The organism is Planktothricoides raciborskii GIHE-MW2, from assembly GCF_040564635.1.
Taxonomy (GTDB): domain Bacteria; phylum Cyanobacteriota; class Cyanobacteriia; order Cyanobacteriales; family Laspinemataceae; genus Planktothricoides; species Planktothricoides raciborskii.
In genome coordinates, this window is record NZ_CP159837.1 from 4,966,204 (window position 1) to 4,982,280 (window position 16,077).

Consider the following 16,077-nt stretch of genomic DNA (forward strand, 5'->3'; position numbering starts at 1 on the left):
TAAATAAGAAATAACAAATAACTAAGATTCAATTAAATGTTGCTCCGATTGCCGATATTTGGCAAGGCGTCGCCGATCGCTCGCGGGCAAAATTAGAATTAAAGCGAGCACCGGGGCAGTGGTGGCAAGTGCTAACAGCCAGGGAGAGGCTAGTAATTGTAATTTTAAACCCAGACCGAAAGTAATGCCGCAAATTGCTGTGAGCAAACAAAGGGCGATCGCCCACCCAGTACCGAAATTTTTTCGCACTCCCGTGGCAGTTGCCAGCAAGGTTGCCGCTGTTGCCACCGTCACCGCAGCAGCGATCGCCGTTGTCCACAACCCGGTCGCAGTCGCCCCAAGTGCAACCCCAATCCCAAATCCGGCAATTCCCGCCACCACCATTGTAGTCAAAAAAGCTACAAGCACTTTCAGCCAATGGTTTCGACTGCCCAAAATCCGCGAAAGACCCGCCCAAGTCACAAAACCCGCGATCGCCACCGTCACCAAAGTCATCATGGACTCCAAAGCCACCACAGAACCACCGGCAGCCACCAAAAACAGTAATCCCAAAAACCGACGAGGCAATTTTCGCACCGCGATCGGCACTGGCGCCGTCTGCACCGTCAAGCTGACCGTCTGAGTTTCCGGCACCCCATTCGTATGTAACAACAATTGGCGATCGTAAACCTGACCCGTTCTCAGCTTGCGCGTATTAATCAAAATCTCACAAACCACGCGATTATCTGCAAATTTTGACGGACTAAAACTAATCCAAGAATGACTTAATAAAGGGGGCTGGGGGAGATCATTCTCCCCCTTTTTTAAGGGGGGCTGGGGGGGATCATTCTCCCCCTTTAATAAGGGGGGCTGGGGGGGATCGTTCGGATGCGGTGCCACCTCCCAGCATCCCGTCAGCAAGGTTTCTGGCACATAATTTTTTATTAGCACCTGCACCCGCAACATTTCCCCAACCTTGGACGCGGCTAACTCAATGGGAGACGGACTCAGCTTAACCTCTGGGGTTCGGTTAACATAAATTGGTTGCAATGCCGCCAAAGCTTCCGCCGCATTTCCATAGCGATTTTTCGGATCTGGCTCGACCATTTTTTCCAGCCAAGAAATCCAACGCCGACTCAATTTAGGCAGCAATTCTCTAAATTCAAAATGATAGTTTTCATCCAATAACTTACCCACTTCCATCGATTTAGTTGCCGTCAGCAAACAAATTAAAGACGCCCCCAAACCATAAAGATCCGATGCGGGAGTTAAGGTGCGATTAAACAACTGTTCCGGTGCCATAAAGCCCAGAGTACCTTTCACCATACTACTCATCGCCACTTCGCCTCCGCCCATTTGAGCAAAGCCAAAATCAACCAGATAAACCTTTAATGAACCTGCCGCATCTTCCGCCACTAAAATATTTTCTGGTTTGATATCCCGATGAATCACCAACGGGTTTAAACTTTGTAAATAAACTAAAATTACTAACAAGTCTAGGGCAATTTGTTTAATCTGTTCTGGCTCAAAACTGCGTAATATCCCCAGAGAATTTGCTTCTTTATATTCCTGCACCATACAAAAACCCGTGGGCGTCTCGAAAGAATCCAAATATTTAGGAATTCCTGGATGATCGAGGCTTTGCAAAACTTTAATTTCTCGCTCATGGGCTTTAAAATCTGACCAATTGGCGCTCGTTGTGGCAAACTGAAATTGCTTAATCACTACCCAGTTTTCTGAATTGTCTTGAATAGTTGATAAATTCTGGGTTAAAATCTGGTTGGCCAAATAGGTAATCCGCCCTCCGGCCACATTCCGACCCAATTCGCGCTTTATTTGATAGCCGTATTTGCTAAAATCAGGAAATTCTGCCATAATTTTATTGTTGGTTGATTGTTGATTGTTGATTGTTGGGTAGGGATTCTTTGATTGTTGGGTAGGGATTCTTTGATTGTTGATTGTTGATTGGATCAATTATTAAGATTTTTTACTAATGGAACATGGTTTAAGGATACAAGGTATTATAACTTAGTAACTGCCTGAAAGTGGTTGGATTTCATAATTTAACCTAAAATTACCCTGATGACAAATTCTTAGCCTCAATATTAGCCCCAATTCACAGGAGTTGACGATGATGATTTCTTTAAGTGGATATCAGATTACCGAGGCCATTAGCGCCAACGAAAAAAATCTCATTTATCGAGGAATTCAACAAATCAGTCAACAAAGCAGTGAACAAAGCAGTCAAATCCCGGTGATTATTAAAACATTAGCCTCTAGCAATCCCACTTTAGAAGAAATTACCCGACTCAAACAAGAATATACCTTGATGCATTCCGTGAATATTCCCGGAATTGTTCAAGCCTATGAACTGAAACGCTACCAAAATAGTTATGCGTTAATTTTAGAGGATTTTGGCGGACAATCCTTGCAAGAATGGATCGCTAATCAATCGGTGACAATTCAGCAAGGGTTAGAAATTGCGATCGCCCTGGTTAAAATTGTCGGACAGCTACATCAAGCCCGGATTATTCATAAAGATATTAACCCGTCTAACATTATTATTAACCCGGACAATAAAGAAGTCAAACTCACAGACTTTAGTATAGCCTCACGCCTAGATCGAGAAAACACTGACTTGACTAATGGCAATTTATTAGAAGGCACTCTGGCGTATATGTCCCCAGAACAAACGGGCAGAATGAATCGTTTTTTAGATTATCGCACGGATTTCTATTCTTTGGGGGTGACATTTTATCAACTATTCACAGGTAAATTGCCTTTTAACACCACGGATCCGATGGAAATGGTTCACTGCCATTTAGCCGTTGAAGCGATTTCTCCACAGCAACATCGACCCGAACTTGATGCCACTATTGCGGCGATTATACTGAAACTTTTAAGTAAAACCGCAGAAGATAGATATCAAACCGCAGCGGGACTGCAAGCGGATTTAGAAACTTGTTTATCTGAGTTACAAACTACCGGGATGATTAATTCGTTCCCCCCAGGAATGCGCGATCGAGCCAGCGTCCTCCTCATCCCGCAAAAACTATACGGAAGAGAAGCAGAAGTTCAGACTCTATTAGATGCATTTGAACGAGTCAGCAAAGGGACCAGCGAAATAATGCTTGTGAGTGGGTATTCTGGGGTCGGTAAAACCTCAGTAGTTTATGAAATTCATAAACCCATCGTCAAAACCAGAGGCTATTTTATCGCCGGTAAATTCGATCAATACGAGAGCAACATTCCTTATGCAGCAATTATTCAAGCTTTTCAACAATTAATTCGACAACTGTTAACGGAACCTTCGCAAAATCTGAAGAATTGGCAACAAAAAATCTTAGGTAGTCTCAAGCAAAATGCTCAAGTCATTATTGATGTCATTCCCGAACTCGAACTCATTTTAGGGGAACAACCTCCCGTCCCTCAATTGGGTATTTATGAAGCGCAAAATCGATTTCATCGGGTTTTTCGAGAATTTATTAATGTATTTTGTCAAGCCGAACACCCTTTGGTGATTTTTTTAGATGATTTACAATGGGCAGACCCCGCTACTTTAAAATTACTCGAATTTTTGATGACTGACCCAGACCATCAATATCTATTTGTGATTGGGGCTTATCGAGAAAATGAAGTCAGTCCCACGCATTTAACTATGCAAACCTTGGAAACCATCAAGGCTTCTGGAACATTCATTCATAATATTGAATTAAAACCCTTATCTCATCAGCATATTCGCGAATTGATTGCGGATACCCTCAAGGCCGATCCAGAAAATCACCATATTTGTCAGTTGGCATTACTGATTGAGAATAAAACCCAGGGAAATCCTTTCTTTTTAACTCAAATATTGAAAACTCTCGCGACAGAAAAATTATTAAATTATGACTTAACCTTAGCCAAATGGCAGTGGGATATTGCGAAAATTCAAGGGATTGGCATTACCGATTATAATGTCGTCCAACTGATTGCCCGTAACTTAAGTAAACTGCCCGAAGATACCCAAAAAGTTTTAAAGTTTGCGGCTTGTATTGGCAACCAGTTTAATTTAGATACTTTGGCAATTGTCAATGAGCAATCAACCACTGAAACCGCTTTAAAGCTTTGGAATGCGCTGGAGTTGGGGCTAGTCCTGCCTTTGAGTGATGCATATAAAATTCCCATGCTTTTAGACAGTGATAGTCCGTTAATTCCAGAACACCAGTGGGCAGAAAATTATCGACAAACAATCCTGGGCGATCGCCAAAATAGCTTAAACATTGATTACAAATTTTTACATGACCGAGTACAGCAAGCCGCTTATTCTCTGATTCCTGAATCGGAAAAACAACTCACTCATTTAAAAATCGGTCGTTTGCTGCTGGAAAATTTACCTCCTGACACGCAAAAAAATCAGATTTTTCTTTTAGTCAATCAACTAAATTTGGCCATTGACTTAATAGAAAATTCATCAGAAAAATACGAGTTAGCTGCTTTAAATCTCATGGCGGCTAAAAAGGCTAAGTCAGCCACGGCATATAAAGCGGCTTTGAACTATTTAAATATTGGCTTAAATTTATTAGAAGCAGATAGCTGGGATCGCTATTACGATTTAACTTTAAATCTCTACGTGCAAGCGGGGGAAATCGAATACTTAAGTGCGAATCCAGAGCGAGGAAATTTTTTAGCGGCAGTAGCGATCGCGCAAGCTAAGTCAATTTTAGATATTATTCCCATTTATGAAGTAAAAATGCAGTTCTATGTTAATCAGTCTCAGGCACAAAAAGCCCTAGAAACTGCTGAGGATATTTTGGCTCAATTAAAAATTCAATTTCCCAATAGTAAATCACAGATTTTAAAAGAGATTCGGTCGCTGAAAGAAGAATTATCCAGTAGACTTCCGGCAACTGCTGATTTAATCAACTTGCCAGAAATGACCGATCCTTATCATCTAGCAGCCATAAGAATTCTCCAAAGTGCTATAGGAGCAGCTTTTCATGTGAATTCTTTGCTCTTAGAGTTAGCGATTTTGACAATGGTTAAGCTTTGTGTTGTTAACGGTAATTCACCATTAGCGACTTATGTTTATGTCAATTATGCCATGATTTTGTCGGGATTTTACGGGCAACTTGAAAAAGCTTATGAATTTGCTCGGTTATCCCTCGCTCTGATGGAGCAATACCAGGATTCTGAGTCGAAAATTCGCTGTAAAGTGATGGACATTATTTATGTCTTGATACTTCCCGTTCATGTTCATCTTAAAGAAACTATAGCACCGTTGTTTAAAGCCTGGGAAATTGGCATGAATGACGGAGATTTAGAATATGGCTTTTATTGCATTGCCCAACACACAAATCATATGTTTTTTAGCGGCAATCCGCTCAATTTATTAATCATCCAACAAAAGCATTACTTAGAATTAATTAAAAAATATAAGCTAGAGTTTCATGTTTGGTTTAGCCAGTTATCTTATCAAATGGTGTTTAATTTAATTCATGCTTCAAAATCACCGTTGTGTTTAGGAGAATCAAGCCATAAAGAAGCCGAAATTGTTCAGTTATTTGAGGAAACAAATAACATTACTTTATTGTTTATGATTAATCATTATAAAACCATACTGGCTTATTTATTTAAATTTTGTGAACCAGCGGCAAATTTTGGCGAATTAACCGATAAATATAAAAAAGGTGGTGTAGGATCATTTCAATACTATGCTCACAATTTTTACTATTCTTTGGCACTGTTGGCTAATTTAAAGCGGATTGATGTACCGAGCAAAAAACGCTATTTGAAAATAATATCAGCCAATCAAAAACAAATGAAATTGTGGGCTGCACATTGCCCGGAAAATTTTCAGCATAAGTATGATTTAGTGGAGGCAGAAAGGGCTAAATTCCGGGGGAGAGATACTCAGGCGATCGCTCATTATGAAAAGGCGATCGCTGGAGCCCGTCAGCAAGGTTATATCCAAGAAGAAGCCCTCGCCAATGAACTAGCCGGGGAATTTCATCTGTCTCGTGGTCGAGAAAATATGGGACGTTTTTATATAACCGAAGCCCATCAAGGTTATCTTCGCTGGGGTGCGATCGCCAAAGTTAAACAACTGGAAACTCAATATCCAGAAATACTGGGACAAATTGCTATTTCCCCCAGTCAAAGCACTGAAATAACTCGCACCAGAACCACAGCGCCTACAGGTTTAAATCTGCTAGATTTACCCACGGTGATGAAAGCAGCCCAGGCGATATCCAGTGAAATTGTCCTGAGTAATTTGCTGGAAAAATTGATGACAATTCTTTTACAAAATAGTGGCGCTCAAAAAGGGGTTCTCATGCTCAATGACAACAATAACTTGACGATCGCCGTTATGGGGGAAGTGGATGGCGATCGCATCAGGGTATTGCAATCTTGCCCAAAAGAAATGAGTGACACTGTACCAATGTCAGCCTTAAATTATGTGCAAAGAACGCAGCAAAGTTTGGTGGTCAATAATGCCATTGATGAAGAAATACTTGCCCATGATACCTATATTCTCAAGCACCAACCCAAGTCTGTATTATGTATTCCGATTAGTGCCAGAGGACAGGCGATCGGTTTACTTTACTTAGAAAACAACCTAACCACCGGGGCTTTTACCAGCGATCGCCTAGAAGTTTTACAATTGTTATCATCTCAAGCCGCGATTTCCTTAGAAAATGCTCGCCTCTATAGCAATTTAGCCAATGCCAATCAGCAGTTAGAAGATTATAACAATAACTTAGAACAAAAAGTCGAGCAGAGAACCCAGGAGTTACAAGCCACTTTGAAGCAACTGCAAAAAACTGAAGCTCAACTCATTCAGACAGAAAAAATGTCTTCTCTCGGTCAAATGGTGGCCGGAATTGCTCACGAAATTAATAATCCCATTAATTTCATTGCCGCTAATTTAGACCCAGCCAATGATTACATCCAAGACTTGTTAGAACTTTTAGACCTTTATCAAACCAAGTTCCCCAAAGTTCCACCGGAAATTGAAGCAAAAATCGAAGATATTGACCTGGAATATTTAAGTGAAGACTTGACCAAAATTTTGTCTTCTATGAAAAACGGGAGCGATCGCATTCGTGATGTAGTCCTGGGGCTACGCACATTTTCTCGGTTAGACGAAGCGGAAATAAAACGGATTGACATTCACACAGGTCTAGACAGCACCTTGATGATTTTACAGCATCGATTAAATAATATTAACTTAATTAAGCAATATGGCAAACTGCCTTTAGTCCAGTGTTACGCTGGAGACTTAAATCAAGTATTTTTCAATATTCTAGACAATTCTATCTATGCTTTAAGTTTAGCCGCATCTCCAACCAATAACCAGAAGATTAACTCCGAAAACCAGACAGTAACCATGCCAACAATTTTGGTCGCCACTGAACAAATAGATCGAGACTCGATTTCCATCAAAATTCGGGATAATGGCCCGGGCATCTCACAAGCCTTATGTGAGAAAATTTTTGAACCATTTTTTACTACCAAACCTGTGGGCAGCGGCAAAGGATTAGGTTTATCAATTAGCCACCAAATTATCGTAGAAAAACACCACGGGCAACTAATTTGTCATTCCTCCCCTGGAAATGGGGCTGAATTTACGATTATATTACCCATTCAAGCCGATTAATTTTTCCCCTGATATAGCTATTTCAATAATACTTGAGAGAAAGCATCAGGGGCGATCTTAGGGGCTTTTTCGTGGCAATGCTTGCGCCCCTGGCTACGTCCAAGCGCCCCTAATGTTTTGTATCAAGCACGTTAAATTGAAATGACTATATTATTAATTAATCGGAAAACCGCCATATTCGTTAATTAGCGCATCAATTTCTTGCATCAAAGTTATGGTTTCTGCCAAAGCCGCGACGATATTTTGATAATGGGTTAAATCGTCATAATCTAAGATTTTGCCTTGGCGGTCTTTTAGCCATTTCTGACAAACTTGGTAGCCACCGATATAGAAATGCCAAACTGCTGGGGGTATTCCCTCAAAGTATTGAGTTTTGTTAAGGTAAACTCGTCCGGGCTGATTGTTTTTCGGGTCAGTATAAAAGACTTTTTCTACTTGATTATCTCCCGGTTCGGGATATGTCACCCGTAAAGAACCCGTTGCTTTCATTAAATGCAAATTGACTAAGCGATCGCCTTTTTCACATAGTCCTTGAAATAGACCAATTTGGGAAGTTAATGGAACGCGAGGAAAGTCTATTTTCAGGAATTCGGCGTAACGTTCGCGGTAAGTTGGAGAGTGAAACACCCCATAAATATAGTGAAAAATATCTTCAGGCCCAAAAGTTTTTAGCTTGTCTCCTTTACCATCAGGGATAAATGCTAATCCTAAGCGAGTTGCGAAGTCTTGGGTAAAGTTCTCTGCCAAGTTAGGATAGCGTCGCCCTGGTGCATTAGAGGTTTCTAGGTCGAAAAGGGTGGTTTGATTTGTCGGATATAAATAGAGAGGGAAAGAAGTAGATGCACCTCTTGAACAAGCAAAAGCCCGATCAATTGCAGGAGATGTACAAGCTAACACATGAGAGTATGGGGTAGCATCTTGCATTTGCCGAATCAGTAATAAACATAAATTGTCTTTTCCTGCGACATGATCGAGCAACTCTCGTCTAGGTCTATCCATTGCTACTGTACTAAAGTAGCAATAACGAGTATCAAATGGTCGATATAAACAAGATATGATTTTTGAGTCCCAATCCTCATCATTACGAATGCTTGTGCGTGCCGTATTTAATTTCCAACTATTAGTATCTTTAATTTGGTATTTTTCTGCATACTCTCTATCATTAAGATTATAATCACGCATTTCCAGAAATCTTTGATAAATCACTTTTGCATCAAATTCAATAGCAAAATTATCGCGATGAGTTTTAAATCCATTAGAGTGAATTGACATCACTTCATTTATTTTCCATCCGGTTTCATATTCTGGTAATAATTCAGCATTTTGCACTTTAAAGAGATAAAAGGGTGATTTGGGTTTTATTGTTTTCCATGCTGTGGAACTAATATCATTTTCCGCTAACCAGTGGTATTTTCCCCCGATCGGTTCTTTCCCTTCCTCTATTTCTCGATAAATTTCTCGCTTTCCCCATAAATCAGCATGATAAACCGTTGCCAATTTTTGGGGGTTATTGGCAGATTTAATAAAAATACCAATTGCCACCCCTTGCTGAATATCAAACACATTCTGGTCGGGGGTGCGATCGGGACAAACTTCTTTCTTCTTACTATTTCCATGTAGGTCTAACAGATAAATCTCATCAAAGGTTTGCATCAAACTTTGACGCATTCCTTTAAATGTAGGATTATCTAAATAACTATGATTGGTAATGAATGCTAACACTCCATAACCAGTTTGCTCAATCCGCCATTGACTAAACCGAATAAATTTCACATAATCATCATTCAAAAATTTTGGATTGTGTTCTTTTAAAGGTTCGCCATCAACTTCAAAATAATTCTCGGTCGGTGTATTAGAGGTAATATCTTTTCCTCTCAAAAGCTGTTTAATCCATTCTCCCTTATTCACCGAATGTCCCGAATAAGGAGGATTACCGATAATCACCATCACGGGATGCTCTTGTTTAACTTCTTTCGCCGCTTCAGCTTCCTCTTTGATGCGGGAACCAAAATTAATTACCTGGTCTGATAATTGAAACGCTTCTTGCAGAGTATTGGTCAGATAAATTCTTAACCGTTCATCAGAACTAAAATCATAACCCAAATCCTGCAACTGCAACCCCAATTTCATGTGAGCAACCGTATAGGGTGCCATCAACAACTCAAACCCAAATAACCGAGGTAATAAATGCTGACTCACATAACTCGACCACATCCCCTTTTGCTGTTTAAAACTCTCATAAATATGGTCGATCGCCCCATGTAAAAATGTCCCCGTTCCCACTGCCGGATCCAGAATTAATACTTGATGGATTTCTGTAGGATTTTCTCCATTAGCATTAGATACTTTAATTTTCCGCGCATCTGCTAATCCCCGACTAATGCCAAACTTTTGTTTCAGAACATAGTCAACACTACGAATAATATAAGACACCACAGGTTCAGGAGTATAATAAACCCCGCGTGACTCCCGCATTGTTGGGTCGTATTCTGCCAGAAACGTCTCATAAAAATGCACCACCGGGTCTTCTTGCCGAGTTCGCTGACCAAAATTTTTCAGAATTTCCGCCATATCCGTTAATCGCAAAATCGTCGCCAAATCATCCACCGCCCAAACAATTCTGTCATCTAAATCTGGTCCGGCAATTTGGCCAAAAATACTCCGCAGAAAAGGATTAGTTTTCGGTAGCTGAAACGCGGCAGTCTCTCGCGAAAAAGTTGCCGGATTATCAATATTACACCGTGCGGCAAATAGCCCATAACAAATGGTCTGCGCGTACATATCCGCAAACTGACTCGAAGTTAAATCTTTAATCAAAACTTTCTGAAAAGACTCTAATTGATCCCGCAACATTCCCCCTTTCTCTGTTTCTGCCAATGCGGTATTAATCGCATCGCGAATTAGTTGGGCTAAACTAGCCATCCGTTTGGCTAACTCTTTGGGACTGCTAACTTGAGGCGTAGTGATTTGCAAAAATTGGGTCAAAAGTTGCGCCAATTTATTGATTTCTGCTGGGTTGGGTTGCAGTTGATTTTTTTTGCCAACTTCAGCAATTTTTGCCGTTAACCTCAATTCTCCGTTCACATACCAGCGAAATTCTAAATAGTCGGTTAAAATTAGGTTAGGTAAGGCGTTAAAATAGCGCTTAAGTTGCTGACTTTTCGCTTCTTTAGTCAACGACACCCCAATATCTTTGGCTTCGATATGTCCTTGGGTAATTTGTCCAGCGGTAATGACAAAATCCGGGGCACCGCATTTAATCCGCTTCGGTTCATTAACCGCTATAATCCCCGAATTAAAAGACTCCAGTAAAGTTTTCAACCCAGGGCGATAAGTATGTTCAGTGGCGTTTCCTGACTGAAGTGAAGTTTCAATGGCTTTGATGTAGTTTGTGAATGTCTGCATGGTGGGCGATCGCGTATTTAGTCGTGAATGCTATAATAATTCTAGCAATTTGCGATTTATTAAATCATTAAAAAAATATTAAATTTATTTAAATCAAAAAAATAAATTCAAAGCCTATAAAAAATATCCCATAAAATTACATGGCTAACAAAATATATCTCTAGTATATCTATATATTATCTATTATTATTTATAGCCTGTCCCCTTTCCCTTTACCCAAAGCTTTGGGCAGAAAATGGCGAACCTAAACCCCATTGCCCACAAATTCGGTCAGACAAATTTTCTGTTAATTTCCCATTTCCTTATATATGTAGTATAATCCATAAATGTTGATCTAAATCATCAAGGCAATTATGGACTTTCTCTCAGACACCGTAGTGCTTTCGCGGATGCAATTTGCACTCACGGCTATCTTTCATATGCTATGGCCTGTATTGACTACAGGTATGGCCATTTATTTGGTAATTGTCGAAGGACTCTGGTTAAAAACTCGGAATCCTGACTACTATCATCATGCCCGTTTTTGGGCAAAACTATATGTGCTCAACTTTGGCATTGGGGTAGCTTCTGGAGTCCCGATGGAATTTCAATTTGGCACGAATTGGGCGCCGTTTTCTGAAGCAGTTGGGGACTTTTTTGGCAGTGTTTTGGGCTTTGAAGCTTCTATGGCATTTATGCTAGAAGCGGGCTTTCTAGGCATTATGCTATTTGGCTGGGAAAAAGTCAATCCAGCGATTCATTATTTTGCTACAATTATGGTAGCTTTTGGCGCTAATCTCTCAACATTTTGGATTATTGCGGCGAATTCTTGGCTACAAACTCCCGCTGGTGGCGAACTGGTGAATGGCAAATTTGTGGTTAGCGATTATTTTCAAGCAATTTTTAATCCTTTTATGCTGAATAGCGTCCTCCATATGTTTTTTGCCACCTTGGAGACTTCGTTATTTGTGATTGGCGGAATTAGCGCTTGGTATATTCTCAAAGGTCGCCATCAAGGGTTTTTCAGTAAGTCTTTCAAAATTGTTTTAGCTGCCGCGATCGCTGTTGCCCCATTGCAAATTTATATTGGCCATTTAAGTGCCGAACAAGTCTATCAACATCAACCGGCAAAACTCGCCGCAATGGAAGCCCAATGGGAAACAATTCCCGCTGGCAATGCTGCCCCTTGGAGTATGATTTCTCTCCCCAATGAAACCGCTGAAAAAAATGATTGGGAAATCGCCATTCCTAACGCTTTGGGCTATATTTTGGAACTGAAACCAACCCTCTCAGAACCTGTAAGGGGTTTGAAAGAATGGCCGCCGGAAGATCGCCCGCACATGGTGGGATTAATCTATTATTCTTTTCGGATTATGGTGGCGATCGGTTTTTTCTTAGTCGGGTTAATGTTTTGGACTGTAGTGCAGTGGATACGCGGTCAATTAGCTGAAGATAAAATTGGTCAACAACGTTGGTTAATGGCAACCTGGATTTTTGCCGCACCTTTAGGATATATTGCCGTAGAATCTGGCTGGATTGTTCGCTGTGTGGGACGCCAACCTTGGACACTTTACGAGCAAATCCGTACCGTAGATGCGGCCAGCAATTTGCCCCCAACGAATGTTTTAACCTCTTTAACTCTCTTTGCGGTGGTCTATTCGATTTTGTTTGTTTGCGCCTTATTTTTTGGTAGCCGAATTATTCGCAAAGGCCCAAATTTAGACCTACCAGTTCCCGGAGAAGCAGAAACAGCAGAAACCAGTCTTAAAACCACTTAAATAAAAGTAAAGACTGGTTTTTAGCAGCCTTTTTCTGATTAGAAAACCACAAATATTTGTAGGGTTTTGTAGGGGCGAAGCTTTTCCGTAAAAAATTTACGTTTCTAACTCATAAATTATCTGAAAGCGAGACGGCTATCGCCCCTACAATCTGCTGCGTTAAAAACGACCAATATCTGTAATTTATTCAATTTAATCGAAAATAGCCGTAATTTTGGTAATTTTGACAACGGTGTAAACCCAAATTCGCCATTACAGCGCTTGCTTGGTGATATATGGATTTTTATTTGCCAAAGGCTTTAAGAAAAGTTGTTACCGCCCCGTCCGCAACTCGCTGAATTTCCGCTGTTGTCGGATTGGTTTTGATGCCCAGCAATTGTTTATAAAAGAGGTCGGCTTTACAGAGTTCAATAAATTGGTCAGCGGCTAATTCTAAATCCGCGATCGCCAATTCTCCCTTGGCCATTGCCCCTGCCATCACATCCATTAAACGCTTTCTGCCCACCTCTGAACCAGAATTATAAAATGCCCGACCGAGTTCAGGAAATCGCGGGGTTTCCGCGATCGCAATTCTAAATATATTTTGGGCAAAAGGAGACAGGAGTAATTCCACAAAATGAAGGGCAATATCACGCAATAAAGTTTCTATGTCTTCCGTATCTTGATCTACCTTAAAAATCCGTTGGGTTTGCTTTTGGCATTCCCCATGTACCACGGCGATAAACAACGTCTGCTTATCTGGGAAATAATTATAGATTGTGCCTTTAGAGACTTGGGCGCGGCGAGCAATTTCTTCGACGCTTGTGCCCTCATAGCCGAGTTCCAAGAAGGCGCTTCTTGCCCCTTCCAGAATTTGACAAGCCTTGGGGCTGGTTAAATCGAGTGATTGTAAACTTTCCATGTTTTTTCTCTGACTCTTGTCATTTCCTATACTAAACGGTTCGGGAAATCTTGACAGTACCCAGTTTTTCGCTTATGATTAAAAAAATGACTGAACGGTTCGGTCATTTTTGGCAACGAGGCAACAGGGAGCCCGCCGTCGGCAGAGGAGCAGAGGAGCGGGGGGGCAGAGGGACCCGCCGTCGGCAGAGGAGCAGAGGAGCGGAGGGGCCGCCAATCGAGCAGGCAAAACAATTATTAATTATTAATTATCAATTATCAATTATCAATTATCAATAGACTAAAGTGAACAATCATCAAAACTATGAACAACCACAAATCACCCCCAAAATTATCATCGAATGGTTCCAGCAAAAATATCCATAATTATCTGATGGTGGATGAAGCCCGCCATGAGAGAAATGGTTCGGGTAAAATTGCGACTTATCCCACTGAATTGATTACAAAAAGTAGCGAATTTCCTACAGATTTAACCGACGATCCAGTCAATATAGAAGAGACTTTTACTGTTGACGATCGCCCCTTTGAAGTATCAGAAAAACCAGCGGCTAAAAAGTTTTCTGTATTCAAAATAATGCTCTGGGCTTTGCCATTATTAGCGATCGCCCTGGGTATTGGCGTGTTTGCGTCTCGGCGCATTTCCGACCCAGTGGCAGTCCCAGAACCCACCCCAGTCACCATTCCCGCAGGGGCAAGCAACGGCAACGGATCGCCCCTACCTGTGCGGGTGGTGCAAGCTAAGTCAGGGGCGATTCAGGAATGGGTGCATAGTGATGGGTCTGTGTCTGCTGTCCGGGGCAAACATTTGCGCTTTGAAGTGCCAGGAACGATTACTTATATTAAAAAGGTCGATGGCCGGGATTTGCGGGAGGGAGATTATGTTTATGAGGGCGAACTCTTGGCCCAAATCGACGATCGCAAACTCCAAGCGGATTTGGTTCAGTCCAATGCTGCTATCTGGCAAGCCCAAGAACAACAAAGCGTGGCGATGGCAAATTTAGCTCAAACGAAGGCTAATTTAGGCCAAGCCCAAGCCACGGTGGAACAACTACAAGCGAATGTGGCTCAAGCAAAGGCAAAATTAGGGCAAGTTCGGGCGGGTTTGGCTCAAGCAGAGGCCAGAAAACAAGCCAGCATCGCCAATGTTCGGGAAGCGAAAGCTAATCTGGAAGCGAGAATGGCCGATCGCGACTTAGCAGAGGTGGAACTGCGGCGACGACAAGAACTTTATGATGAAGGGGTGATTTCCGCCAGCGATCGCGACGTTTACCAAAACAAACTCGACAACGCTAAATCTGCGGTCAATGCCACCCAAAGCCGCATTCAAGCCGCTGAAGAGGAAGTAACCGCAGCGGAGAGTAACATTCAAGCCACCGAACAAGATATCGCCGCAGCGGAAAGCCAAGTGCGGGCAGCGGAAAGCCAGGTGCGGGCAGCGGAAAGCCAGGTGGAAGCCGTGCAGGGCAGTATTGCCGCCGCTGCTGCCCAAGTTGATGCCACCAGCGCGGGAATTGAATCAGCCCGGGCGCAGTCAAATCGCGCTAATGTCACCTTAGAAGATACGGAAATTAGAGCGCCCTTTGACGGCATGGTGGCTTTTTTGAATATTCGGGAAGGGGATTATTGGTCGCCGCAACAGTTAAGCAGCCAGACGGCGCAAAATGTGGTGGAAACGGTGCCAATTATTTTGATTGACCCCAACGAGTTTGAAGTCCAAATCGAACTGCCCGCTTTTGACGGCACCCAGGTCAGCCCCGGTCAAACCGCTTTTGTGGTCTTGGATGAGGACTTAAATAGCGCATATCGCGATTCTTTGAATAACGAAACTCTGATTAGTGTTGCCAGTGCTGAAGGCGAGGTGTTTTCTGTTAGTCCTTCGGTGACTCCTGGGGGTCGGGCGGTGAATGTTAAAGTCAGAATTAACCGTATTAACCCAGAAAAACGCGATCGCGGAGCGTTGCGGATGCAATCTCGCCTCCGCAACGGCGCCCGTGTTTCCGCCTGGATTGCCGTAAAAGAAGCGGCAAATACCACCGTGATTCCTGCAAATGTCATCGTTTACCGGGATCAAAAACCATTCGTCTTTGTTGTCCAAGAAAAAGACGGCAAACAATTTGTCGAACAGCGCCCAGTTACTATTGGTATTAAAGGCATTTCTCAACAAGAAATTCTGGAGGGAATAAAACCGGGCGATCGTCTTGTCACCGACGGCAAAAACCTCCTGGTCAATAATGCCCCAGTGGATGTGGTTGATTAGTTGGTTGTTGGTTGTTGGTTGTTGGTTGTTGTTGGTTGTTGGTTGTTTGTTGTTGGTTGTTTGTTGTTTGGGTAGGGGCGAAGCATTCGGGCTAAAAATATCCGGGAAAAACCGACAATTTATCTACCCGAATGCTTCGC

6 protein-coding genes are annotated in these 16,077 nt (G+C 42.0%); 3 read left to right on the plus strand and 3 right to left on the minus strand.

The features are described 5' to 3' along the window. Window positions 1-21: 21 nt before the first annotated feature. A complete protein-coding gene (locus ABWT76_RS21290) occupies window positions 22-1,854 on the minus strand; it encodes a serine/threonine-protein kinase (RefSeq protein ID WP_054466806.1) in 1,833 nt (610 codons plus the stop codon). A gap of 256 nt (window positions 1,855-2,110) precedes the next feature. Between ABWT76_RS21290 and ABWT76_RS21295 the strand changes: the two genes are divergently transcribed. Further along, complete coding sequence (locus ABWT76_RS21295; RefSeq protein WP_354634917.1) at window positions 2,111-7,618, plus strand: AAA family ATPase; 5,508 nt, start codon at window positions 2,111-2,113, stop codon at window positions 7,616-7,618. Between the two features lie 153 nt (window positions 7,619-7,771). Here the strand turns inward: ABWT76_RS21295 and ABWT76_RS21300 are convergent, their stop codons facing one another. Continuing rightward, a complete protein-coding gene (locus ABWT76_RS21300) occupies window positions 7,772-11,023 on the minus strand; it encodes a type ISP restriction/modification enzyme (protein WP_354634918.1) in 3,252 nt (1,083 codons plus the stop codon). A 353-nt stretch (window positions 11,024-11,376) separates the two neighbouring features. Here ABWT76_RS21300 and ABWT76_RS21305 point away from each other — a divergent pair, with 353 nt between their 5' ends. After that, complete coding sequence (locus ABWT76_RS21305; protein ID WP_054466804.1) at window positions 11,377-12,780, plus strand: cytochrome ubiquinol oxidase subunit I; 1,404 nt, start codon at window positions 11,377-11,379, stop codon at window positions 12,778-12,780. A 283-nt stretch (window positions 12,781-13,063) separates the two neighbouring features. Here the strand turns inward: ABWT76_RS21305 and ABWT76_RS21310 are convergent, their stop codons facing one another. Further along, window positions 13,064-13,681: a TetR/AcrR family transcriptional regulator gene (locus tag ABWT76_RS21310; protein WP_054466803.1), complete on the minus strand. Its 618-nt coding sequence runs from the start codon at window positions 13,679-13,681 to the stop codon at window positions 13,064-13,066. Window positions 13,682-13,984: 303 nt separating this feature from the next. Here ABWT76_RS21310 and ABWT76_RS21315 point away from each other — a divergent pair, with 303 nt between their 5' ends. Continuing rightward, entirely contained in the window at window positions 13,985-15,937 is a 1,953-nt protein-coding gene (locus ABWT76_RS21315; RefSeq protein ID WP_054466801.1) for an HlyD family efflux transporter periplasmic adaptor subunit, read from the plus strand. The last annotated feature ends 140 nt before the right edge of the window (window positions 15,938-16,077 follow it).